Origin of the sequence: Pseudooceanicola sp. HF7, assembly GCF_011806405.1 — a bacterium.
In the GTDB taxonomy this organism is placed as follows: Bacteria; Pseudomonadota; Alphaproteobacteria; order Rhodobacterales; family Rhodobacteraceae; genus Pseudooceanicola.
The window spans coordinates 69,370-92,835 of the sequence record NZ_JAATOW010000001.1; the positions used below are offsets into that span (position 1 = coordinate 69,370).

Consider the following 23,466-nt stretch of genomic DNA (forward strand, 5'->3'; position numbering starts at 1 on the left):
GGCGTTTGGCCGGGCCCGGACGACCGGGATCGGCGCGCGCCCCAGGTCGGCTCTGCCGGTCGCTCTATCTGTCGCGCCCTTCCGAGCCCCGCACCGCCTCATCCGCGGGCCGGTCCAGCCGGCTGCCCTGGGAGCGGGCCGCGGACAGCGCGCTGCGCAGGTCGGCCTCCATCTGCTTGAGGTCCTCCTCCGCCGCGGCGCGCCGGGCCTTGCCCTGGTCGGCGATGGACAGGCTGTCCTCGATCGTGGCGATCAGCTCTGCATTGGCCTCGCGCACTGCCTCGATGTCGAAGACGCCGCGCTCTGCCTCTTCGCGCACGTTGCGGTTGGTCTGGCGCAGGGCGCGGGCATTGCCGGTCAGCAGCTCGTTCGTCAGGTCGCTGGCCGCCTTCACCGCCCCCGCCGCCTCTGCGGTGCGCTGCAGGGTCAGGGTCTGGGCCAGCTGGCTTTCCCAGAGCGGCACGGTGTTGATCAGGGTCGAGCTGATGCGCGTCACCAGGCTCTTGTCGTTCTCCTGCACCAGCCGGATGGAGGGCAGGGACTGCATCGTCACCTGCCGCGTGAGCTTGAGGTCATGCACCCGGCGGTCCAGGTCATCGCGCGCCGCGCGCAGGTCATGCAGGGCCTGGGCCGCCAGGGGTTTGTCCTCTTCCCGGGTGGCGGCCAGGGTGGCCTCTGCCTCCGGAATGGCGCTGCGGTCCAGCTCTGCCAGCCGGGCGCTGCCGGCGGCGATGTAAAGCGCCAGCGCCTCGTAGAAGCCCAAGGTCTTTTCATAGAGCTTGTCGAGCGCGCGGATATCCTTCAGCAGGCGGTGTTCATGGGCCAGCAGATCATCGGTGATCCGGTCGACCTGCTCCTGCAGCCCTTCGAAACGGGCGGTGAAGCGGGCCAGGGGGGCGGCACGTCCGCTCAGCCGGTCCCAGAGCGAGCGGTCCCGCTTCAGGTCGACTTCAGAAACGGAAAAGCCGCGGATGGCGCTGACGATCTCGCGCAGGCTGTCCCCGGCGGGGCCGGCATCCTTGTTGCGCACGTCGGCCAGCATCGCCTGGCTGATCTCCTGCAACTCGCTCTGCGCGCCGGAGCCGAAGCTCATGATGGAGGTCGCATCCTCCAGGTCGATCTCCTCCATCAGCGCGCGGACCTCGGGGCTGAGGGCGGCGTCCTCGGGGGCGTATTCCGTGGGCGAGGGTTCGGGCAGCTCCAGCTCCGCGACCTCTTCGACAAGGGCGCGGGATTGCTCGGCCCGGGTGCGCGTGCCCGTCCGGTCCGGTCTGTCTGAAAGGGGCGTGTCTGAAACGGGCCTGTCTGAATCGCTTGGCATCTCTGTCAATCCACCTCTTCCGCCTGGACCACCATCCCCTCGCGGCGAAGGCGGTCACGCAGCACTTCGATCTCGATGGTCATGTCCATGGCATCCTCCTGCAGCATCTTTGCAGCTCTCGCGGCAAAATTCTGTTGTAAATCATGTAACAAGGCCCGGTATTCCTCCCTGTCGGCGGGAGATCGCCGGCGTGCCGCCAGCGCCGCGTAGCGTTCAGAGGCCTCGCGCGCACCGGTCAGGTAGACGCCCAGCAGGCGGCGCACGGCCAGCAGATCGCGCGGATCCTCCTCGACCAGCGTCAGAAGCCCGCGCGCGCTGGTGACAAAGGCCTCCACCTCCTCGTTCAGGGTCCGGTCCCGCAGGGGCGTGATGGCGGCGCGCAGGGCGGTCAGCTCTGCCTCGGCCCGCTCGGTGATGCGCAGGGCGCGGTCATGGGCCATCTCCTCGCCCTCCGGCAGGCGGTCTTGCAGCGGATCGGGACCGAAGGCGGCCAGGTGCAGCGCGGCGGCCAGACCGGCGCAAAGCAGCGCGGCCCAGGGATCGGCGGCATGGCTGAGCGCGCCAAGGGCGGTGCCCCCGGCAATCAGCCCGCTGGCCATGATCTTGCGCGGCCAGGCCGGGCGGCGGGCGTATTTGCGCGCGCGGTAGGCCTGCTCCGCGATCAGTCCCTGGCCCGTCAGATGCGCGCCAAAGGCCCAAAGCGCGGCGCCCGCCAGCCCCAGCCCCAGGCCCAGCGGCGGCGCCCAGATGGCGGTCAGCGCCAGCAGCCCGGCGGGCAGGTACAGCAAGTTCACGCGCGCCCCGGCCGGGCGCACCTTGGGCGCGCGCGCGCCATCGGCGCCATAACGCCGCGAGGACTCGGAAGGCGGGCTCACTCCGCGCCTCCGATCCCGGTGGCGATGCCGGTCATCAGCGCCAGCAGCAACACATAGGCGAAGTTCTGCAAGGGCGTCGATCTGCGCTGCACGATCTCTCCACCGCTACCGCCGCCCCGGCGCCCGCCGCTCAGGGCGGCGGCCAGCATGGTGGACAGGGCCACCAGGGCTGCGACGATGAAAAGGACTAGGATGATACGGGCCATGAGGTCCTCCGTTTTCCCTAATCTAGGGTCGCGAAGGGGCCGCTTCCAGTGCTGGTGGGCTCGGCAGTCCCGCGGCACGCGTCATGATCGGGCGCTCAGCAGGGCGCGCCCCACCTCGCCAAAGGGCGCAAAGCACCGCCCCAGGCGCCCCCGGGGGCACGGCCCCCCGACGCGCGCGGCGCCCTCGATGGGGGCCGCGTGCGTTCCCCCGCAAGGTCGTTTTGGTCAGGAACCGCGCGGCTCAGCGCTTCTTCGGGCCGCCACGCGACCCGAAGGTCTTGCCCGAGGGTTTCCAGCTGGCCTTGTCGCCCGGCGTCCCACCGGCCTTGCCGTCAGGCTTACCGCCAGTCTTGCCAAAGGGCTTGCCGCCCGGTTTGCCCCCGGCTTTGCCAGAGGGGCGCCCCTCTGCCTTGCCAAAGCCCTTGCCCGCCGGTTTGCCCTCGGGCTTGCCGAAGCTCTTGCCCGCCGGCTTTCCAGCAGCTTTGCCAAAACTCTTGCCACCGGGTTTGCCGGCCGGCTTGTCGCCCCGCGGCCCACCGGGGGCAGGGCGGGGTCCGGTCTTGCGGGACGGGGCCTCGCCCCAGGGTGTCTCGCCCTGGGCCGCAGGCCGGCTCTTGCCCTTGCGCACCACGCGGCGCGGGCGGGCCGGGGTCGGCTCTTCCTCGGCCTCAAGGCCAAGCTGGTCGCGCATCACCCGGCGGCGTACCTCTTCCACCTGGCCGGGCTTCAGCTGGCCCAGCTGGAAGGGGCCGTAGCTCACCCGGATCAGCCGGTTTACCACCAGGCCGATGCTCTCCATGGCGCGCCGGATCTCCCGGTTCTTGCCCTCGCGCAGCCCGACCGTCAGCCAGGCATTCGCCCCCTGCTGGCGATCCAGGCTGACCATCATCGGCTGGAATTCCTCCCGGTCGATGACGATACCCTCGCGCAGCGGCGCAAGCGCCTCATCGCTGGGATTGCCCTTCACCCGAACGCGGTACTTGCGCATCCACCCGGTAGAGGGCAGCTCCAGCTGGCGCTTGATCCCGCCGTCATTGGTCAGCAGCAGCAGCCCCTCGGAATTGAGGTCCAGCCGCCCCACGGACATCACCCGGGGCATCTCCTCGGGCAGCTTGTCAAAGATCGTCTCGCGGCCCTGTTCGTCCTTGGTGGTGGTCACCAGCCCGGTGGGCTTGTGATAAAGCCACAGGCGCGCAGGCTCCGCCGCCGCCAGCGGCTTGCCATCCACCTGCACCCGGTCGCGCGGCGTGACGTTCAACGCCGGAGAGGTGATCTTGCGCCCGTTCACCGTGACACGGCCGGCCTCGATGATCTTCTCGGCCTCGCGGCGGCTGGCCACGCCGGAGCGCGCCAGCACCTTGGCGATGCGGTCGCCCTCCGGGCTCTCGGCTCCGGGCGCACCATCGGGCGCCGCTGTCGGAGCAGGGGCATCTTTGCCGGGGGTGCGGCTCTTGCTGGCGGGGCCGGTGGGGCGCGGGCGGGACGGGGGTTTGCTGGTCATGTCTCCGGCTCTACCCTGTCCGGCGCTCTTGCGGAAGCCATGATCTGCGGGCAGGAAGGGGCATGAGCTTCACCTCCCACATGGATCTTGCGCTGGAACAGGCGCGTGCCGCTGCCGCCCGGGGCGAGGTTCCCGTGGGCGCCGTGATCACCGATCCGCGCGGCCAGGTGGTGGCCATGGCCGGCAACCGCACCCGCGAATTGTCCGATCCCACGGCCCATGCAGAGATCCTCGTGATCCGCGCCGCCTGCCGGGCCGCCGGCAGCGAACGCCTGCCGGGCCACCGGCTCTACGTCACGCTGGAGCCCTGTCCCTTCTGTGCCGCCGTGATCGCGGCTGCCCGGATCGAACGGCTCTATTACGGCGCTGCGGATCCGAAATCCGGCGGCGTGGCCCAGGGCCCGCGCATCTTCAGCCATGCGCAATGCCACCACGTCCCAGAGGTCTACGACGGCATCTCCGCAGGCCCCGCAGAAGCCCTGCTGAAGGATTTCTTCGCCGCCCGCCGCTAAGCGTCCCAAACGCCGCTCTCCAAGCGCACCACCCCGGCCCAGCGGCAAAACCGCCCCCTCCTTCTTCTTGCCAAAAAACTCCCGCCGGAGGCATCCGCCCCCTCCAACCCGCGCGACCTCTCCCATTCCGCGTGCGTTGCGTTAACCCCGCCCCACCGTACGCTGCGCACCGACATGATACCGACGTGAAACCGACGCGAAACAGATGTCGCACCGACGCCCTTCCGGCCCTTGTTAACCAGGGGATGCACACATGATTCGGGGCGGCGGAGCCTTCGCTCCGGCCGCCCCGTTCACACCCTGTTCAGGGATCAGTTGCGGAAGAAACCCTCGTAGATCGGCTCCAGCGTTTCCGTCGCAAACAGCGAGGACACAGAGGTGCCGTTCCAGATGTTCAGGATCGCCTGGGCGAACATCGGCGCGGTGGGCAGGATGCGGATCTTGTCGCAGGCCTGCACCGGGCCGGTGGCGGCGATGGAATCGGTGATCACCAGGTTCTTCATGACGGAGTTGGTGATGCGCTCGACCGCCGGGCCCGACAGAACCCCGTGAGAGGTATAGGCGTGGACCTCGGTCGCGCCGTATTCCATCAGCAATTCCGAGGCCTTGCAAAGCGTGCCGGCGGTGTCGCACATGTCGTCGACGATGATGCAGACCTTGTCGGTCACATCCCCGATCACGGTCATCTCGGCCACTTCACCGGGTTTCTCGCGGCGCTTGTCCACGATGGAGAGCGGCGCGTTCAGACGCTTGGCCAGCTCCCGGGCCCGGGCCACGCCGCCGACGTCTGGCGAGACGACCATCAGGTCGCCCATGCGGTCGCCGAACTTCTGCTGGATGTCGAGCGCGAAGATCGGAGAGGCATAGAGGTTGTCGACGGGAATGTCGAAGAAGCCCTGGATCTGCGCGGCGTGCAGATCCATTGTCAGCACCCGCTCAACGCCCGCTTCGACCAGCATGTTGGCCACCAGCTTGGCGGTGATCGGCGTGCGCGCCTTGGTACGGCGATCCTGGCGGGCATAGCCGAAATAGGGGATCACGGCGGTGATGCGCGCGGCCGAGGACCGGCGCAGCGCATCGGCCATGATCAGCAATTCCATGAGGTTATCATTGGCCGGGTTCGATGTCGGCTGGATAAGGAACATGTCCTCCCCGCGGACGTTCTCGTAGACCTCGACGAAGATTTCGCCATCGTTGAAACGCTCGACACGCGCCTTGACCAGATCCACGCTCATGCCGCGGTGCATGGACATGCGGCGGGCAATGGAACTGGCAAGAGGGGTGTTGGCATTCCCAGCGATCAGCTTGGGCTCGACATAGTTCGGCATGGCGCTCTCCGACGCGGGGGCAGTGACAGATTCGTGACGTTGAACCCCGCTTAGCACCCCGCTACGGTCTTGCCAAACCGCCTGCGCATCACCGGGAACCCCATGGCACAGCAAATCGACTATTACCTCACCCCCGTTTCCCCTTTCACCTACCTTGCCGGCGACGGGCTGGAGCGGATCGCGGCCGCCCATGGCGCGCAGGTGACCTACAAGCCCGTCAACCTGGGCCAGGTCTTCGCGGCGACGGGCGGTGTGCCCCTGCCAGAGCGCGCCCCCGCCCGGCAGGCCTACCGCCTGCAGGAACTGCGCCGCATCGCGGCACGCACGGGCCTGCCCATCAACCTGAAACCAAAGCATTTTCCCACCAACCCCGCACCGGCCTCCTATGCGATCATCGCGGCGCAGGCGGAGGGGGGCGGGGACCTTGGCAAGCTGGTGCAAAGCCTGCTTGCCGCCTGCTGGGCAGAGGAAAAGGACATCGCCGAGGACAGCGTGATCGGCGATTGCCTGGCCGCTGCGGGCTTTGACCGCGGGCTGACCATGTCGGGCCTGCTGACCGGGGCGGAAACCTTTGAACGGTTCACAGAAGAGGCCATCGCGAAGGGCGTCTTCGGCTCTCCCTTCTACATCGTCGACGAAAAGGAATACTTCTGGGGTCAGGACCGGCTTGGCGATCTTGAGCTCTTCCTGGAGGGCAAGATCTGATGCCGACCTCCAATTTCGGCGGCACGCCGACCTTCTGGCGCAGCTGGGGGGACGACCGCTCCGCGCGCCAGATCGTGATGATCCATTGCTCGCTGGCCCATTCCGGCGCCTGGCAGGGTGTCGCGGCCAGTCTTGAAAGCCTGGCCGAAAGCCGCGCCTTCGACATTCCCGGGCACGGCAAATCCGGCGACTGGGATCCCGATCGCGTCTTCCAGGAACAGACCATGGCTATGGCCGTGGACCTGATCCGCGACTGGGGCGGCGGGCCGGTGGACCTGGTGGGCCATAGTTTCGGCGGCACCGTGGGCCTGCGGCTGGCCGTCGAACACCCCGAGCTGCTGCGCTCGCTCACCGTGATCGAACCGCCCTTCATGACCCCGGGCTTCCGCTCCTTCCCGGAACTGGAAATCCTGCATGACAAGGAACTTGCGGGCTATGATGCGGCGGTGACGGCGGGGGATGCCGAGGGCGCCGCCCGGGCCTTCATGGCCGTCTGGGGCGATGGCCGGGCCTGGGAGAAACTGCCGCAGGCGCAGCGCGACAGCTTCGCCGCCCGCATCGGCCTGATCGAGGCGATCCGCGATACCAACTACGGCGATCCGGTGGACATGCTGGGGGGCGGGCGACTGGCCGCGCTGGACCTGCCCGTGCTGATCATGGAAGGGGCCGACGGGCCGCTCTATGCCAAGCGGATCAACGATGCGCTGATGTCGGAAATGCCCTGGGCAGAGCGCGTCGTGGTGCCCGGTGCGCATATGGCGCCGATCACCCATCCGGTGAAGACCGCCGCCGCGATCCGGGCTTTCCTGGAAAGCTGATCGCCGGGCGGCCGCACGGCAAGGGATCCCGGGCTGCAAGGCCCGGGACAGGCCTCAGCCCGCGGTGGCTTCGGTTTGTGCGGCAATAGCCAGGAAGCGGTCGATCTCTGCGGCGGGCAGGGACCAGTCACAGACGAAACGCGCTTCCAGCAGCTCCTCTGCGGGGCCCTCGAGCGTGCCGTGCAGGTAATAGACCGCGCCGGCCTCCTGCAGGCGGGCATGCATCGCGCGGGGCAGGCGGGCATGCAGCATGTTGGCCTGCGGCTCGGCGATGAAGCTGACATCGGGCAGGGCCTTCAGACCGCCCGCCAGCCGCGCCATGTTGTCATTGGCCGCCCGCGCCATCTCAAGCCACAGGTCGTCCTTCAGGTAGGCAGCCATCTGCGCAGAGAGGTAACGGTGCTTGGAAAACAGATGCGCGCCGCGCTTGCGCCGCAGTTCGAATTCCCAGGCCGCTTCCGGATCGAAGAAGATCACGGCCTCCACGCCGACGCAGCCGTTCTTGGTGCCGCCGAAGCTCAGCACATCGACACCCGCCCGCCAGGTCATGTCGGCGGGGGAGCAGTTCTGGGTGACCAGCGCATTGGCAAAGCGCGCGCCGTCCATGTGGGTCTTCTGGCCGGCAGCGGCGGCCACGGCGGCCAGCTCTGCCACCTCGGCGCAGCTGTAGACGCGGCCCTTTTCCGTGGCCTGGGTGATCGACAGGGGGCCGGGCTGGGCCGAATGCACGCCGATCCGGGCCCGGGTGCCCATGGCGCTGGCCAGACGGGCCGGGTCGATCTTGTCGCTCTCGCCCACCAGGGTCAGCTTGGCGCCGCCCATGTAGAATTCCGGGGCGTTGCACTCGTCGTTCTGGATATGGGCATCCGGCGCGCAAAAGACGGTCTGGAAGGGCTTGGTCAGCGTCGCCAGGGACAGCACGTTGGCCGCCGTGCCGGTGGCCACCAGGTAAACCGCGGCCTCGGGCGCTTCGAAGATCTGGCGGATCCGGTCGCGGACCTCGTCCATGATCGCATCATTGCCATAGGGCATGGCATGGCCCTGGTTGGCCTCTGTCATGGCGGAAAGGATCGAAGGATGGGCGGGCCCGGCATTGTCGGATGCAAAGAACATCTATTGCGGCTCCTCTATGATGTGGTCCTCCCAATCGTCTTCGTCGACCTCGAATTCCGGCACGGTGTTCCCCCGCATCGACACGCCGGCGGCATGAACGGTCTCCGGATCGCCGGAGATCAGCGGATGCCAGTCATGCAGCGGCTTGCCCTCGTGCAGCAGCTTGTAGGCGCAGGTCTCCGGCATCCAGTACAGATGGCTTTCCAGGTTCTTTGCGGTCAGCGAAATGCACTCGGGCACGAACTGGTGGCGGATCGGGTACTGGCTGCACAGGCAGGTGCTGTCATCCAGCAGGCGGCAGGCCACGCGGGTCAGGGCGACCTCACCGGTCTCCTCGTCCTCCAGCTTGTTGAGGCAGCATTTGCCACAGCCGTCGCAAAGCGCTTCCCACTCCGCCTGGGTCATTTTCCTGAGCGGCACGTCCTCCCAGAAGTGCGGGCGCAGGCCGCTGCGGTCGATACCGCTCATATCGCCCCCAGGATCGCTTTCGCGCGCGCGCAATCCGCATCCATCTGGCTGATCAGCGCCTCCAGGCTGTCGAACTTTTCCTCCGGGCGAAGGTAGTCCACCAGCGCGACAGAGACCTCAGAGCCGTAGAGATCACCGCGGAAATCAAACAGAAAGGTTTCCAGATTAGGTTCCTGACCGTTGAACATCGGCCGCATGCCAAGCGACGCGGCGCCCTGGTAGCTGCCCTTGTGCGGGCCATCCAGGACATCGACCAGAACCGCATAGACCCCGAACTTGGGTTTGTGCAGCGATTTCAATGACATGTTCGCGGTGGGGTAGCCCAGATCGCGCCCCCTCTGGTCGCCGCGAATGACCATCCCCTCGATCCGGTGCCAATGGCCCAGCATCGCGGCGGCGGCCCGGGGCTGTCCGTCGGACAGGGCCTGGCGGATCGCCGTGGAAGAGACCTCTCCGTGGCTGTTCTCGACCAGCGGCGCGACGGTCACGCCAAAGCCCAGCTCTTCGCCGTAGGTCTTCAGATCCTCGATCCCGCCGGCGCGTGCCTTGCCGAAGTGGAAATCCGCGCCCACGATCACCTGGCGCAGGCCAAGCCCGGCGCGCAGCACCTTGTCCGCGAAATCGCGCGGGGTGAAAGAGGCGAGGTGGGGATTGAAGTTCAGCTCGTAAAGCACGTCGACGCCGATCTTTTCCAGCCGATGCGCGCGGGCGGCGGCATTGGTCAGGCGGAAATCCGGGCTGTCGGGGGCAAAAAGCTGACGGGGGTGGGGTTCGAAGGTGATCACGCCAAGAGGCGCGCCCTGGCGGGCGGCTTCTTCGCGGGCCAGCTCGATCACCGAAAGGTGGCCGATGTGAACCCCGTCGAAATTGCCGATCGCGGCGACGGCGCCGCGATCGCGTTCTGTGACAAACTGGTAGTCCCGGACGATACGCATGGCGCTGCCCTAAACCCGGTCTGTGCCGGACGCAAGAGGCGCCCGGCGCAAAGCGGACCTCAGAGGTCCGGGTAAAGCGGGAACTTGGCGCAAAGTGCCTCGACCTCGGCCTTCACCTTGGCCTCGACCTCACCGTTGCCCTCACCGCCGTTGGCTGCCAGGCCGTCGACGACCTCGACGATCCAATCCGCGATCTGGCGGAACTCTGCCTCACCGAAACCGCGGGTGGTGCCCGCCGGGGCGCCAAGGCGGATGCCGCTGGTGACAAAGGGTTTTTCCGGGTCAAACGGCACGCCGTTCTTGTTGCAGGTGATATGCGCCCGGCCCAGTGCGGCCTCGGCGGCCTTGCCGGTCACGCCCTTGGGACGCAGGTCCGCCAGGCAGAGGTGGTTGTCCGTGCCGCCGGAGACCACGTTGATCCCGCCCTTCATGAGCTGGTCCGCCATGGCTTGCGCGTTCTTCACGACCTGGGCCGCATAGGCCTTGAACTCGGGGCGCAGCGCTTCGCCGAAGGCCACAGCCTTGGCCGCGATCACATGCATCAGCGGGCCGCCCTGCAGGCCGGGGAAGACGGCCGAGTTGATCTTCTTCGCGATCGCCTCGTCGTTGGTCAGCACCATCCCGCCGCGCGGGCCGCGCAGGGACTTGTGGGTGGTGGTGGTGACCACGTCCGCGATCCCGATGGGCGAGGGGTGCACGCCACCGGCAACCAGGCCGGCGATATGGGCCATGTCGACCATCAGGTAAGCGCCAACCTCATCCGCGATATCGCGGAAGGCCTGCCAGTCCCAGACGCGGGAATAGGCGGTGCCGCCGGCGACGATCAGCTTGGGCTTGTTGGCCAGGGCTTTCTCGCGGATGTCTTCCATGTCCAGCAGCTCGTCCTGCTGGCGCACTCCGTAGGACACCACGTTGAACCACTTGCCGGACATGTTGACCGGAGAACCGTGGGTCAGGTGCCCGCCGGAGTTCAGGTCGAGCCCCATGAAGGTATCGCCCGGCTGCAGCAGCGCCAGGAAGACGGCCTGGTTCATCTGGCTACCGGAGTTCGGCTGGACGTTGGCGAAGTTGCAGCCGAACAGCTCTTTCGCGCGCTCGATCGCAAGTTCCTCTGCGATGTCGACGAACTGGCAGCCACCGTAGTAGCGCTTGCCCGGATAGCCCTCGGCGTATTTGTTCGTCATGACCGAACCCTGTGCTTCAAGCACCGCGCGGCTGACGATGTTTTCCGAAGCGATCAGCTCGATCTCTTCGCGCTGGCGGCCCAGCTCCTTGCGGATCGATCCGAAGATCTCCGGATCGCGGGATTCAAGCGCCTCGGTAAAAAAACCGGTGTCGGTCATGGCAGCATCTCCATTGAACAGTTTGAGGCTACCTAACCAATTGCCTGCCGGTGAGGAAGGCTCCAAATCGTCATGATCTTGTTGAAAAGCGGCAGGGCTGGCACATGATGGCGGTTTGTGGTTCTTTCGGAACCGAGTGACGGCTTTCGGAAACCCGAAGGCACCGGGGACCTTGGGAACGACCGCCGATGAGCATGAAACTTGCCTTTACCGCCAGTCGCAGCACGCTTGCGCAGGCGGCGCGGAAAACCCTGAGCGCGCGCTACGGTGCGGTGCCGGAAGCCCAGGCAGAGGTCATCGTGGCCCTTGGGGGCGACGGCTTCATGCTGACCACGCTGCACCGGACCATGCATCTGAACGTGCCGGTCTACGGGATGAACCGCGGCACGGTCGGATTCCTGCTGAACGAATTTTCAGAGGACGACCTGATCGAACGGCTCAGCCAGGCAGAGGAAGCCCTGCTGAACCCGCTGTCGATGCGCGCCACCCGCGCCGATGGCAAGGTCCAGCAAGCCCTTGCCATCAATGAGGTTTCCCTGCTGCGCGCCGGGCCGCAGGCGGCCAAGTTGCGGATTACCGTGGATGGCAAGGTGCGTATGCCGGAACTGGTCTGCGACGGCGCGCTGGTGGCCACGCCCGCGGGATCCACCGCCTACAACTACTCCGCCCACGGGCCAATCCTGCCCATCGGCACGGATGTCTTGGCCCTGACGGCCATCGCCCCCTTCCGGCCCCGCCGCTGGCGCGGGGCGCTGCTGCAGAAAAGCGCCAATATCCGTTTCGACGTGCTGGAGCCTGAAAAGCGCCCCGTCATGGCCGATGCCGACAGCCGCTCCGTGACCAATGTCCTCTCGGTCGAGGTGCACTCCGATCCGAAGGTGGAACACCGCATCCTCTTCGATCCGGGCCACGGGCTGGAAGAACGGCTGATCCAGGAACAATTCGTGTGACGCTTCGGGCCGCGCTCCCGCCAGTGTGTGGGGGCTTGGTCAGGCCAGGGCGGGCGCCTTTCGCGGCACCGCGACCATAGGCCATTTGCCGCCGCCCCCTTGCTGCGATCTTTCCGGTCCGGGAACCTTGGGCGGGGGTGTCACGTTTTATCCTCGAAGGCGCGATGATGCGTCCTTTGCTAGAGGAGCAAGTCATGAACTGGGATGTAATCGAAGGCAACTGGAAGCAAGTCAAAGGCAAGGCGCAGGAGCATTGGGGCAAGCTGACCGATGACGACCTCGACGTGGCCGCGGGCAACCGCGAGCAACTGGTTGGCAAGGTCCAGGAACGCTACGGCGTTGCCAAGGATGAAGCCGAACGCCAGGTGGACGAGTTCGCCGCGCGCCACTGAGCCGCGCTGCTGTGACCTGACCCCCTTCGGACGCTGATCCGAAGAGCGGACTTGAACAGATGAAAAGGGCGGCCCTTGTGGCCGCCCTTTGCCTTTGCGCAGAAGGGGTCAGGCAGGAGCCTTCTGCGCATATCCAAGGGTTTGAAGGCCCGCGCGGATCTCATCCAGAACCGCCGGATCGTCGATCGTGGCGGGCTGCTTGAAGCTTTCGCCATCGGCGATCTTGACCATGGTCGCGCGCAGGATCTTGCCAGAGCGCGTCTTGGGCAGGCGGTTCACCACGACCGCCTTCTTGAAGGCGGCAACCGGCCCGATCTTGTCCCGCACCATGGCGACGCATTCGCGCACGATCTCTTCGTGATCGCGTGTCACGCCGCTCGACAGGCACAGGAAACCCACCGGCGTCTGCCCCTTGAGCGCGTCAGACACCCCGATCACGGCGCATTCGGCCACGTCCGGATGCGCGGCAAGCACCTCTTCCATCCCGCCCGTGGACAGGCGGTGCCCGGCGACGTTGATCACGTCATCGGTGCGCGCCATGATGTAGAGGTAGCCATCCTCGTCGATCATGCCTGCATCGCCCGTCTCATAGTAGCCGGGGAAGGTGGTCAGGTAGCTTTTCTTGAACCGCTCGCCCGCGTTCCACAGGGTCGGCAGGGTGCCCGGCGGCAGCGGCAGCTTGATCGCGATGGCGCCCAGTTCGCCCGCTTTTACCGGGTGGCCGGCCTCGTCCAGGACCTGCACGTCATAGCCCGGCATCGGCACGGAGGGAGAGCCCAGCTTGATCGGAAGTTGCTCTATGCCAAGCGGGTTGGCCGCGATGGCCCAGCCGGTCTCCGTCTGCCACCAATGGTCGATGACAGGCACGCCAAAGTACTTCTGCGCCCATTCGATGGTGGCCGGATCGGCCCTCTCGCCCGCCAGGTAGATCGCCTGCAGGTCGTGCTGGGCATAGCGCTTGATCCAGATCCCGTCCGGATCCTCGCGCTTGATGACACGCAGGGCGGTTGGGGCGGTGAAGAAGCTCTTGATCCGGTTGTTCTGGATCACCCGCCAGAAGACGCCGGGATGCGGGGTGCCCACGGGCTTGCCCTCGAAGACCACGGTGGTGGCCCCGGCGATGAGCGGCCCGTAACAGATGTAGGAATGCCCCACGACCCAGCCCACGTCCGAGGCAGCCCAGAAGCGGTCCCCGGCCTCGATGTTGTAGATGTTCTTCATCGTCCAGTTCAGCGCGACAAGGTGGCCCGCGGTGGGCCGGATGACCCCCTTGGGCTGGCCCGTCGTGCCGGAGGTATAAAGGATATAGGCCGGGTGGTTGCCCTCCACGGGCACGCATTCGGCCGGTTTCACCCCGTACTGGAAGCCGTGCCAGGAAAAGTCGCGCCCCTCGATCAGCTTGGCGACTTCCTGTTCGCGCTGGAAGATGACGCAGAACTCCGGCTTGTGAGCGGCCATCTCGATGGCTTCGTCCAGCAGCGGCTTGTAATGCACCACCCGGTTCGGCTCCAACCCGCAGGAGGCGGCGATGATGGCCTTTGGCGTGCAGTCGTCGATCCGCACGGCCAGCTCGTTGGCGGCGAAACCGCCGAAGACCACCGAATGGATCGCGCCCAGGCGGGCACAGGCCAGCATGGCCTCAAGCGCCTCCGGGATCATGGGCATGTAGATGATGACGCGGTCGCCCTTTTCCACGCCGCGCATTCGCAGCGCACCGGCCAGGCTGGCCACGCGCTTTTGCAGCTCCGCATAGGTGATGCCCTTGGTGGAATGGGTGATCGGGCTTTCATGCTGGATGGCGATCTGATCGCCCCGGCCGGCCTCCACGTGGCGGTCGACCGCGTTCCAGCAGGTATTGACCCTCCCGTCCGAGAACCATTCGTACTGCGGGTCCTCCCCGGTGAACAGCGCCTGGCTGGGTGGCGTCACCCAGTCGATGGCGGTGGCTGCCTCCATCCAGAACGCCTCGGGGTCCGCTTTCCAGGCGGCATAGGTCTCCTTGTAGCCCATAGATCCTCCTCCTTGATCCTGCGCGTTCCTATGGCCTAGCGGGCAAACAGCCCGCCGGGCAAGCGTCTTGGCGCCGCAGGGTCAAACTGCGGTCAAGAAATTTGCAGGATTTGCAGGGGGAGAGTTGCAAAGTTTTGCAAACCCGCCGGAACTTTGCAGTTTTCCTGACAGCCCGGACGGGTTTGCAAATTCAGCAAAATATCAGCGGAAAACATAGCTTTCCGCTGAAGAGTGGATCACCCGTAATGGGCGACCGGTGTGCCGGCGATGGCGGACATGTTCAGCAGCCCCCGCGCCGTAGTGGAGGGAGAGACGATATGCGCACAGTTGCGCATGCCCATCAGGATCGGTCCCACTTCCAGGCCGCCGCCCTTCATCTTCAGGATGTTGCGCACGCCCGAGGCCGCATCCGCATCGCCGAAGATCAGCACGTTGGCCGCACCGCGGAAGCGCGACTGCGGGAAGACGCGATCGCGCAGCTCCGCATCAAGCGCGGTGTCCACGTTCATCTCGCCTTCGTAAAGGAAGTCGCGCGGCGCGGAATCCAGGATCTCAAGCGCCTGGCGCATCCGCGCGCCGGAGCCGCCTTCGAGGTTGCCGAACTGGGAGCGCGCGCAGAAGGCGATCTTCGGTGTCAGCCCGAACCGCTTGACGTGGCGCGCGGCCCCGATGGCGGTTTCCGCCAGCTGCTCCGGCGTGGGTTCGGCGTGCACATGGGTGTCCGCAAGGAACAGCGGGCCGTCCTCAAGGATCATCATCGACAGAGCGCCGACGGGCCGGCGACCGGCGCCGCCAAGGACCTGGGTGACGTAATTCAGGTGCCAGCGGTATTCGCCGAAGGTGCCGCAGATCAGGCTGTCGGCCTCTTCCCGGTGGACCATGATCGCGCCGATGGCCGTGTTGTTCGTACGCAGGATCGCCCGCGCGCTGTCCGGCGTCACGCCCCGGCGCGCCATGAGGCCCAGGTAGGTGGTCCAGTAGTCGCGGTAGCGGGGGTCGTTTTCCGGGTTCACCACCTCGAAATCCTGGCCCGGCTTCAGGGTGATCCCGGCCCGCTGGCAGCGGCTTTCGATCACCTCGGGGCGGCCAATCAGGATTGGCTGTTCCGTGGTTTCCTGCAGCAGTTGCTGGGCGGCGCGCAGCACGCGCTCATCTTCGCCCTCGGCAAAGACGATGCGGCGGCTGGCGGTTTGCGCGGCCTCGAAGACCGGCTTCATGAACAGCGCCGACTTGAAGACAGAGGAGTTCAGCTTGGCCTTGTAGGCCTCGATATCCTCAAGCGGCAGGGTGGCCACGCCCGACTCCATCGCGGCCTGGGCCACGGCAGAGGAGACGACACCGGAGAGCCGGGGATCGAAGGGTTTCGGGATCAGGTAGTCGGCACCGAAGGTCAGGGTTTCGCCCTGGTAGGCGGCCGCGGCCTCGGCGCTGGTGGTCTTGCGGGCCAGCTCCGCGATCCCCTCGATGCAGGCGATCTGCATGGCATCGTTGATCTCTGTCGCGCCCACGTCCAGCGCACCGCGGAAGATGAAGGGGAAACACAGGACGTTGTTGACCTGGTTGGGGAAATCCGACCGGCCCGTGGCGATGATCGCATCCGGCGCGACCTCTCGTGCCAGGTCCGGCATGATCTCCGGCGTGGGGTTGGCAAGGGCAAAGATGATCGGGCGCGGCGTCATCTTCTTCAGCAGCTCGGGCTTCAGCACGCCGGGACCGGAGAGCCCCAGGAACATGTCCGCGCCCTCGATCACCTCTTCCAGCGTCCGCTTGTCGGAGGCCTGCGCAAAGGCGGCCTTCTGGGGGTTCATATCCTCTTCGCGGCCCTCGTGGACCAGCCCATGGATATCGCACAGCCAGACGTTTTCACGTTTCACGCCCAGTTTCAGCAGCATGTTCAGGCAGGCAATGCCTGCCGCGCCGCCGCCGGTGGAGACGATCTTGATGTCCTCGAATTTCTTGTCGGCCACGCGCAGCGCGTTGGTGGCCGCAGCGCCGACGACGATGGCGGTGCCGTGCTGGTCATCGTGGAAGACCGGGATGTTCATCCGCTCACGGCAGAGCTTTTCGACGATGAAGCAATCAGGGGCCTTGATGTCTTCCAGGTTGATCGCCCCGAAAGAGGGTTCAAGCGCGCAGACGATATCGGCCAGCTTTTCCGGATCGCTCTCGTTCACCTCGATGTCGAAGCAATCAATGCCGGCGAATTTCTTGAACAGGACGGCCTTGCCCTCCATCACCGGCTTGGAGGCCAGCGCGCCGATATTGCCCAGGCCCAGCACCGCGGTCCCGTTCGAGACAACGGCAACCAGGTTCCCGCGCGAGGTATAGCGCGCGGCGGTGGCGGGGTCTTTCTGGATTTCCAGGCAGGCTTCGGCGACGCCGGGCGAATAGGCCAGGCTCAGGTCGCGGCCATTGGCCAGGGGCTTGGTCGCGCGCACCTCGAGTTTGCCGGGTTTGGGGTTGGCGTGATAGGCCAGAGCGGCGTCGCGCAGGGAGGTCTTGTCACTGTCAGACATGATCTGCTTCGTCCTTCATCGGGTAGTTCAGCGCTAAACCAAATTCGCTTCGGGGGGAAGACCCCCGCCGGGCCTCGCCGGATCGGCTTTGCCCCGGGCCGCCCCCGCGTTATGGCTTGCAAAGCCCTAACCGGCGCTGAACACTGCCCACCGGGCCAGCGCCCCCAACATAACACGGAGATGACGATGGATCTGCTAGAGGCCGCCACGGCAGTACGCGAAAACGCCTATGCCCCCTATTCCAACTTCAAGGTCGGTGCCGCGATCCGTTCCGCCTCTGGCGTGGTTTACTCGGGCTGCAACGTCGAAAACGTGGCCTATCCCGAAGGCACCTGCGCCGAGGCCGGGGCCATCGCCGCCATGGTCGCCGCCGGCGAGACGGAGCTGACAGAGGTGCTGGTGATCGCCGACAGCCCCACGCCCACGCCGCCCTGCGGTGGCTGCCGCCAGAAGCTGGTGGAATTCGGCGGGCCCGAGGTCAAGCTGACCATGGTCACCTCTGGCGGGATCACGCAGGAAACCACCCTGGCCGATATCCTGCCGGGCAAGTTCGTGGCCGCCCATATGGCCAACAGCTGACAGGCCCTGACATGGACGCAAGACGGATCATCCTTGACCTTCGGGAGGGGCGCGCGCCCTCGCGCGCTGCCCTCAACTGGTTCGCGCAGGGGCTCGCCTCGGGCGCGGTCAGCGATGCGCAGGCCGGCGCCTTCGCCATGGCCGCGCTGCTGAAGGGGCTGGGCGAGGAGGGCCGCGTGGCGCTGACCCTGGCGATGCGGGATTCCGGCCACGTGCTGGACTGGGATCTGCCCGGCCCGGTGCTGGACAAGCATTCCACCGGCGGGGTGGGCGATTGCGTCAGCCTGGTGCTTGCCCCGATGCTGGCCGCCTGCGGTGCCTATGTGCCCATGATCTCTGGCCGGGGGCTGGGCCACAGTGGCGGGACGCTCGACAAGATGGAGGCGATCCCGGGCCTGTCCACCCAGCTCAGCGAGGAGGCCTTTCGCGCCACGGTGGGCGAGGCGGGTTGTGCCATCGTCTCTGCCACGGGCGATATCGCCCCGGCGGACAAGCGGCTTTACGCGATCCGCGACGTGACCGCGACGGTCGAAAGCCTGGACCTGATCACCGCCTCCATCCTGTCGAAAAAGCTGGCCGCCGGTCTGGAAGCTCTTGTTCTGGATGTGAAATGCGGCTCCGGCGCCTTCATGAAGACAGCGCAGGAGGCGCGCGCGCTGGCGCAGGCGCTGGCCTCGACCGCGACGGCGGCGGGCTGCCCGACAGAGGCCGTGCTGACCGATATGAATCAGCCGCTGGCTTCCTCTCTTGGCAATGCGCTTGAGGTTGCAGAAGCCATGCGCGTGCTGACGGGCGGGGATCCGGGGCGGCTTGGCCAGCTTTCCATCGCGCTTGGCGCGGGGCTTCTGGTGCAGGGCGGCCTGGCACAGACCGTGGAGCAGGCCACGACCCGGCTGGAAGAGACACTTTCAAGCGGCGCGGCGGCAGAGCGTTTCGCCCGCATGGTGGCCTGCATGGGCGGGCCGGGTGACTTCGCCGAAGAGTGGCAGAACGTCCTGCCAGAGGCCAACGTCATCCTGGAGGTGCCAGCCCCGAAGTCGGGCGTGGTCACGGCGATGGACGGGCAGGCGCTTGGCTTTGCAGTCGTGGAACTGGGTGGCGGGCGCAAGGTGGAAAGCGATCAGATCGATCCTGCCGTGGGCCTGTCGGACATGGTGCGCATCGGGGAGACGGTCGAGGAGGGCCAACCGCTGGCGCGCATCCACGCCAGCCGCGAAAGCACCGCCGAAGAGGCGCTGCGCAACTTGCTGGGCGCGCTTACCATCGGGGAAGTGGCGCCTGCGCCCGTGCCGCTGGTACTGGAAAGGATCAGGGGATGAATCGTGCATTTCTGGTGGTGATGGATTCCGTGGGCATCGGGGGGGCTGCGGATGCCGACAGTTTCTTCAATGCCGGTCTGCCCGATACCGGCGCGAACACGGTGGCCCATATCGCGCAGGCCTGTGCTGCCGGGCAGGCAGAGCAGGGGCGCAGCGGCAAGCTGCACCTGCCCAACCTCGTCGCGCTCGGGCTGGGGCAGGCCGTCAGCCTGGCCTCCGGCGCGGAGGCCCCGGGACTTGAGGGCAAGGTGACGGGCCGCTGGGGCGCGGCGTCCGAGGTGAGCCGGGGCAAGGATACGCCCTCTGGCCACTGGGAGCTTGCCGGCGTGCCCGTGCCCTGGGATTGGACTTATTTCCCCGATGAAACACCGGCCTTCCCCAGGGAACTGACAGACCAGGTGTGCCGCCTGGCGGGCAGCGACGGGGTGCTGGGCAATTGCCATGCCTCCGGCACGCAGATCATCGCTGCCCTTGGGGAAGAGCACATGCGCACCGGCTGGCCCATCTGCTACACCTCTGCCGACAGTGTCTTCCAGGTCGCCGCGCATGAAGAGAGCTTCGGCAACGATCGCCTGCAGGCGCTGTGCCAGGCGCTGGCCCCGACATTGCACGAGATGCGCGTGGGGCGCGTGATCTCGCGTCCCTTCACGGGCAAACCGGGCGATTTCACCCGCACCGCCAACCGGCGCGACTATGCCCTGGCCCCGCCCAGCCCGACGCTGTGCGACTGGGTCCAGCGCGCCGGGCGCCCGGTACATGCGGTGGGCAAGATCGGCGACATCTTTTCCATGCAGGGGATCGACGACGTGGTGAAAGGCACGGATGCCGCGCTGATGGATCAGCTGGACCGGCTGGTGCAGGAGGCAGAGCCGGGCAGCCTGACATTCGCCAATTTCGTGGAGTTCGACAGCCTTTATGGCCACCGGCGCGATGTCGCGGGCTATGCCCGGGCGCTGGAATGGTTCGATGCCCGCATCGGCGCGGTGGTCGCCGCGCTCAAGCCCGGGGACCTGCTGGTGATCACGGCCGATCACGGCAATGATCCCACCTGGACCGGCTCGGATCACACCCGTGAATGTGTGCCCGTGCTGATGGCAGGGGCGGGCACGGGTGCATTGGGGGCTTGCGCCTTCGTCGACGTGGCGGCATCAGTTGCGGCCCATTTGGAAATACCGGGCGAAGGTCCGGGACGGAGCCTGCTTTGATTGATTTTGCCGCCATCTCGAAACTGGAACTGCACCTTCACCTGGAAGGGGGGGTGCCCGCGGCCTTCCTGCGCCGCATGGCCCAGGAAAAGGGCATGGATGTCAGCCGGCTCTTCAATGAAGAGGGCGAGTATTTCTACAAGGATTTCCTGTCCTTCCTCAGTATTTACGAGAGCCTGACAGAGGTCTCCCAGACGCCCGAGGATTACGCCCGCCTGACCCGCCAGATGCTGGAGCAAAGCGCGGCCAATGGCGTGATCTATACAGAGACCTTCGTGTGCCCGGTCCATTGCTGCGCCAATGACGTGGGGGCCTGGAAGGAAGTGAGCGAAGCCATGCGCGAAGAGGCCGCCGCCGCCGAGCGCGAGCTTGGCATCACCATGCGCGTCATCGTGTCCTGCCTGCGCCACCACGGGCCGGACATGGTACGCGCCGCGGCCCGCTGCGCGGCGGAAACGGCGGGGGATTTCATCGTCGGTTTCGGCATGTCCGGGGACGAGGCGCGCGGCAAGTTCCGCGATTTCGCCTATGCCTACGACATGGCCAGAGAGGCAGAGCTGGGCCTGACCGTCCATTCCGGCGAATGGGGCCCACCCCGGATGATCCGCGACGCGGTGGAAACCCTGCGCGTCAGCCGACTTGGCCCGGCGGCCCGCGCCGCGGAGGATCCCGCCGTTGTCACCTTCCTGCGTGAACAGGGCATCGTGATCGAAGCCTGCCCTACGGCGGGCGTGGCCACCGGCCTGTTTTCCGACCTGTCGGAACACCCGGTCGAAATCCTGCGCCAGAGCGGGCTGAAGCTGACGATTTCCACGGATGACCCGGCCTATTTCGGCTCTTCGATGGCAACGGAATACGAAGCCCTGCACCGCACCTTCGGCTGGGATGAACAGATCTTTGCCCAGATCACGCAAACCGCGCTCGACGCCGCCTTCTGCGATGGGGTAACGAAGGAAAAACTGGCGAAGCGACTGGAGACTGCCTCATGACATCCGACACCGACCACCTGACAGTCGTCACCCATCCCCTGGTTCAGCACAAGCTGACGCTGATGCGCGAGGTAGAGACCTCTACCGCGAAATTCCGCCAGCTCCTGCGCGAGATTTCCCAGCTTCTGGCCTATGAGGTGACGCGGAACCTGGAGATGACCTCCAAGACGATCGAGACCCCGCTGCAATCCATGGAGGCCCCGGTTCTTGACGGCAAGAAACTGGCGCTGATCTCCATCCTGCGGGCGGGCAACGGGCTGCTGGACGGTATCCTTGAGCTGGTGCCGGCGGCGCGCGTGGGCTTCGTGGGGCTTTACCGGGACGAAGAGACGCTTCAGCCCGTGCAATATTACTTCAAGGTGCCGGAAAGCCTTGAGGATCGCCTGGTAATCGCGGTCGACCCGATGCTGGCGACCGGCAATTCCTCGGCCGCGGCCATCGACCTGCTGAAACAGGCCGGCGCGACCAACATCCGCTTCCTCTGCCTGCTGGCCGCCCCGGAAGGCGTGGCGCGGATGAAGGAAGCCCATCCCGACGTGCCGATCGTCACGGCCTCTCTGGATGAGAAGCTGAACGAAAAAGGCTATATCGTTCCGGGTCTTGGCGACGCGGGCGACCGGATGTTCGGCACCAAGTAAGGGCCTAACCCCGGCAGATCCCCTGCAGGCGCAGCCAGTCCCCGTCCGTCATGATGGGGTCCGGCGCGCCTTCGGGGAAGGCATCGCCCGCCAGTAGCGTGCCGATGCTTTGCCCGCTGGGGTCCACATGCATCGCATAGGGGGCGAGCGGCAGCCCGGCCTGGGCGAAGCCGGCGATGAGCTCTTCGTTGGTCAGGGCGTCCTGGGTGCCATCGAGAAGCCGCAGCGCCTGGCGCCGCAGCACCTTGTCGGAAAGCTCCCCCGTGGTCAGCAGGCGCAGGACGGTGCCGATCCCGGCCTCGTCCAGCAGCGCTTCCATCGGATCCTGGGCCCCGGCGCGCAGCCGTTCGGCCAGCAGGTAGCCCGCGGTGATCTCGGGGTCGCCGGTTTCCTCGATCAGGTCGACATTCACCAGGATGATCTTGCCGGGCAGGTGGGTGGTCTGCTCGAGCCCGTCGCGCACCACGCGCAGCCGGTAGCCGCCGGGGGCGACCTTGTTGCCCAGCCGTTGCAGCGCCGCCATGCCGGCGGGATCGCCGCAGGGGGTGCCGGTCAGCTTCTGCACCTCTGCCAGCAGGCGGGTGCCGATCTGTTCGCGCCGGGGGGCGGGCAGCAGGTTCAGCGCCTGGGCCTCAAGCGCGGGGGGCAGCCAGACGAAGACCGCCAGCAGCAGCAGCACCACGAAACCGCCGATGGACCAGAACCGCACGCGCCCCTGGTGGGGGCGGCGGCGTTCCACCGCGCGGCCAAGCTTTTCAAGGGCATCGATGAATTCCGCTTCCGTGGCGCTGAATTCCAGCGTCTCGTCGGGATCGCCGTCGGGATGGTAGATCGCGGGGCGGGTGCCCGGGTTGGCCCGGTGCAGTGCGGCCAGCGACCAATGCGCCAGCGGCTGGTCCTGCATGTCCGAGATCACCAGCGTCGCGTCGCCAAGCGAGGCGATGACGTCCTGTCGCTGGCTCTCCGGCGAGGCCCGCCAGAGGGCAGCAGCTTCAAGCCGCTGGTACTTCTCCAATGCTGTCATCGAATTCTGCTCTTCGGGCCTGTGACCGGCGCTATCAGCGGGGACGATAACACGCGCCGCGCACTCGCTGCAATCGGACAAGGCCGTCTTGAGCGGCAAGTGGGAAACCAACTGGCATTTCAGATCCCGTTAAGACCTGCGCGCTTTCCTTGCCCCAGCGTAAGGAGGAACGTGATGTCGGATATCCTGGTGACCCTGAGTTTCGCGGCGGCCATGGCTTCGGAGGGGCTGTGCCTGATGCTGATCCTGGGGGGATCGGCGCATGTGATGCGGGGGCTCGCGGCCTCTCACCTGGGCTGAGACGCAGCCTGGCAGGTAGATTGGCGGACGTTTGCACCTTGGCGGTGACAGGCGGATCAGGGCAGGCTGTCACCGGGCGCTGATTCGCATCCTCCGGGGCAGAGCCTGGATTTGCCGGCGCATTCTGACGCGCTTGCGTGTCGAAATGCCTGAGCGGTGACGCGGGTCTGCGTCATGGAATTGTGCTTTTGTGTCAGTGCTGTACAAGATTTACGCAAGCTTAGCCGCGCTCGTGGGTACTAAGCCCGCTGATTTGTCAATAATTCCTTAAAAATCGGCTGACTATTGCCACCCCCGGGTGAAATTCAACCGCTTTGCCCTGATCGCCGGTTGCCTGCCCGCGCGTGAGCGTGGATTATGAAAGGGCGGGAAGGGCCTTTCAGTCGCATGCCTCTTCCTGAATATTTCTGAGCGTAAAC

Annotated in this window: 23 protein-coding genes; 11 read left to right on the forward strand and 12 right to left on the reverse strand. The window is 66.3% G+C overall.

Translation table 11 applies throughout. The annotated features are described in order from the left end of the window. Positions 1 to 64: 64 nt before the first annotated feature. From HCZ97_RS00300 to HCZ97_RS00315, 4 genes are all read right to left on the reverse strand, one after another. Positions 65 to 1,321 (reverse strand): toxic anion resistance protein, encoded by a 1,257-nt coding sequence (locus HCZ97_RS00300; RefSeq protein ID WP_167686659.1) that lies wholly within the window; start codon positions 1,319 to 1,321, stop codon positions 65 to 67. 5 nt (positions 1,322 to 1,326) lie between these two features. Then, positions 1,327 to 2,196 (reverse strand): 5-bromo-4-chloroindolyl phosphate hydrolysis family protein, encoded by an 870-nt coding sequence (locus HCZ97_RS00305; RefSeq protein WP_167686660.1) that lies wholly within the window; start codon positions 2,194 to 2,196, stop codon positions 1,327 to 1,329. Then, the gene (locus HCZ97_RS00310; RefSeq protein ID WP_167686661.1) at positions 2,193 to 2,402 is read right to left on the reverse strand and encodes a hypothetical protein; all 210 of its coding nucleotides are present in this window, start codon (positions 2,400 to 2,402) and stop codon (positions 2,193 to 2,195) included. Before HCZ97_RS00310 ends, HCZ97_RS00305 begins: the two co-directional genes overlap by 4 nt. 241 nt (positions 2,403 to 2,643) lie before the next feature. After that, entirely contained in the window at positions 2,644 to 3,903 is a 1,260-nt protein-coding gene (locus HCZ97_RS00315) for a pseudouridine synthase (RefSeq protein WP_167686662.1), read from the reverse strand. Positions 3,904 to 3,965: 62 nt separating this feature from the next. Between HCZ97_RS00315 and HCZ97_RS00320 the strand changes: the two genes are divergently transcribed. Continuing rightward, entirely contained in the window at positions 3,966 to 4,415 is a 450-nt protein-coding gene (locus HCZ97_RS00320) for a nucleoside deaminase (RefSeq protein WP_167686663.1), read from the forward strand. Between the two features lie 311 nt (positions 4,416 to 4,726). Here HCZ97_RS00320 and HCZ97_RS00325 read toward each other — a convergent pair whose 3' ends face one another. After that, the gene (locus HCZ97_RS00325) at positions 4,727 to 5,743 is read right to left on the reverse strand and encodes a ribose-phosphate pyrophosphokinase (RefSeq protein WP_167686664.1); all 1,017 of its coding nucleotides are present in this window, start codon (positions 5,741 to 5,743) and stop codon (positions 4,727 to 4,729) included. A 102-nt stretch (positions 5,744 to 5,845) separates the two neighbouring features. Here HCZ97_RS00325 and HCZ97_RS00330 point away from each other — a divergent pair, with 102 nt between their 5' ends. Beyond that, positions 5,846 to 6,448 (forward strand): 2-hydroxychromene-2-carboxylate isomerase, encoded by a 603-nt coding sequence (locus HCZ97_RS00330; RefSeq protein ID WP_167686665.1) that lies wholly within the window; start codon positions 5,846 to 5,848, stop codon positions 6,446 to 6,448. Continuing rightward, positions 6,448 to 7,266 carry an alpha/beta fold hydrolase gene (locus tag HCZ97_RS00335; protein ID WP_167686666.1) on the forward strand — a complete coding sequence of 273 codons (819 nt, stop codon included), beginning with the start codon at positions 6,448 to 6,450 and terminating at the stop codon, positions 7,264 to 7,266. Before HCZ97_RS00330 ends, HCZ97_RS00335 begins: the two co-directional genes overlap by 1 nt. 54 nt (positions 7,267 to 7,320) lie before the next feature. On the opposite strand, the gene HCZ97_RS00340 is transcribed toward HCZ97_RS00335, so the two are convergent. The 4 genes from HCZ97_RS00340 to glyA are packed head-to-tail and all read right to left on the reverse strand — an operon-like array spanning position 7,321 to position 11,125. After that, positions 7,321 to 8,379 carry a low specificity L-threonine aldolase gene (locus HCZ97_RS00340; RefSeq protein ID WP_167686667.1) on the reverse strand — a complete coding sequence of 353 codons (1,059 nt, stop codon included), beginning with the start codon at positions 8,377 to 8,379 and terminating at the stop codon, positions 7,321 to 7,323. Continuing rightward, positions 8,380 to 8,847, reverse strand: coding sequence for a YcgN family cysteine cluster protein (locus tag HCZ97_RS00345; protein ID WP_167686668.1), 468 nt, complete (start codon positions 8,845 to 8,847; stop codon positions 8,380 to 8,382). It lies immediately after the preceding gene. Further along, complete coding sequence (locus HCZ97_RS00350) at positions 8,844 to 9,782, reverse strand: bifunctional riboflavin kinase/FAD synthetase (RefSeq protein ID WP_167686669.1); 939 nt, start codon at positions 9,780 to 9,782, stop codon at positions 8,844 to 8,846. Before HCZ97_RS00350 ends, HCZ97_RS00345 begins: the two co-directional genes overlap by 4 nt. Before the next feature lie 59 nt (positions 9,783 to 9,841). Beyond that, a complete protein-coding gene (gene glyA, locus HCZ97_RS00355; RefSeq protein ID WP_167686670.1) occupies positions 9,842 to 11,125 on the reverse strand; it encodes a serine hydroxymethyltransferase in 1,284 nt (427 codons plus the stop codon). 188 nt (positions 11,126 to 11,313) lie between these two features. Between glyA and HCZ97_RS00360 the strand changes: the two genes are divergently transcribed. Both HCZ97_RS00360 and HCZ97_RS00365 read left to right on the forward strand, forming a co-directional pair. Then, the gene (locus tag HCZ97_RS00360; protein ID WP_167686671.1) at positions 11,314 to 12,075 is read left to right on the forward strand and encodes an NAD kinase; all 762 of its coding nucleotides are present in this window, start codon (positions 11,314 to 11,316) and stop codon (positions 12,073 to 12,075) included. Positions 12,076 to 12,269: 194 nt separating this feature from the next. Then, positions 12,270 to 12,467: a CsbD family protein gene (locus tag HCZ97_RS00365; protein ID WP_167686672.1), complete on the forward strand. Its 198-nt coding sequence runs from the start codon at positions 12,270 to 12,272 to the stop codon at positions 12,465 to 12,467. Between the two features lie 108 nt (positions 12,468 to 12,575). Here HCZ97_RS00365 and HCZ97_RS00370 read toward each other — a convergent pair whose 3' ends face one another. Continuing rightward, positions 12,576 to 14,477, reverse strand: a complete 1,902-nt coding sequence (locus HCZ97_RS00370; protein WP_167686673.1) for a propionyl-CoA synthetase — start codon at positions 14,475 to 14,477, stop codon at positions 12,576 to 12,578. Between the two features lie 236 nt (positions 14,478 to 14,713). Beyond that, positions 14,714 to 16,993, reverse strand: coding sequence for an NADP-dependent malic enzyme (locus tag HCZ97_RS00375; RefSeq protein ID WP_167686674.1), 2,280 nt, complete (start codon positions 16,991 to 16,993; stop codon positions 14,714 to 14,716). Positions 16,994 to 17,179: 186 nt separating this feature from the next. Here HCZ97_RS00375 and HCZ97_RS00380 point away from each other — a divergent pair, with 186 nt between their 5' ends. The 5 genes from HCZ97_RS00380 to upp are packed head-to-tail and all read left to right on the forward strand — an operon-like array spanning position 17,180 to position 21,723. Then, complete coding sequence (locus tag HCZ97_RS00380; RefSeq protein WP_254871262.1) at positions 17,180 to 17,572, forward strand: cytidine deaminase; 393 nt, start codon at positions 17,180 to 17,182, stop codon at positions 17,570 to 17,572. Between the two features lie 11 nt (positions 17,573 to 17,583). Continuing rightward, positions 17,584 to 18,891 carry a thymidine phosphorylase gene (locus tag HCZ97_RS00385; protein ID WP_167686676.1) on the forward strand — a complete coding sequence of 436 codons (1,308 nt, stop codon included), beginning with the start codon at positions 17,584 to 17,586 and terminating at the stop codon, positions 18,889 to 18,891. Continuing rightward, entirely contained in the window at positions 18,888 to 20,096 is a 1,209-nt protein-coding gene (locus HCZ97_RS00390; protein WP_167686677.1) for a phosphopentomutase, read from the forward strand. The genes HCZ97_RS00385 and HCZ97_RS00390 overlap by 4 nt, the downstream gene beginning before the upstream one ends. Then, on the forward strand, positions 20,093 to 21,085 hold the full coding sequence (gene add, locus HCZ97_RS00395) for an adenosine deaminase (RefSeq protein WP_175581600.1): 993 nt from the start codon (positions 20,093 to 20,095) through the stop codon (positions 21,083 to 21,085). The genes HCZ97_RS00390 and add overlap by 4 nt, the downstream gene beginning before the upstream one ends. Then, positions 21,082 to 21,723, forward strand: coding sequence for a uracil phosphoribosyltransferase (gene upp / locus HCZ97_RS00400; RefSeq protein ID WP_167686678.1), 642 nt, complete (start codon positions 21,082 to 21,084; stop codon positions 21,721 to 21,723). The genes add and upp overlap by 4 nt, the downstream gene beginning before the upstream one ends. Before the next feature lie 4 nt (positions 21,724 to 21,727). Here upp and HCZ97_RS00405 read toward each other — a convergent pair whose 3' ends face one another. Further along, entirely contained in the window at positions 21,728 to 22,747 is a 1,020-nt protein-coding gene (locus tag HCZ97_RS00405; protein WP_167686679.1) for a hypothetical protein, read from the reverse strand. 174 nt (positions 22,748 to 22,921) lie between these two features. Here HCZ97_RS00405 and HCZ97_RS20680 point away from each other — a divergent pair, with 174 nt between their 5' ends. Continuing rightward, positions 22,922 to 23,047, forward strand: a complete 126-nt coding sequence (locus HCZ97_RS20680; protein ID WP_303048686.1) for a hypothetical protein — start codon at positions 22,922 to 22,924, stop codon at positions 23,045 to 23,047. Positions 23,048 to 23,466: the final 419 nt, after the last annotated feature.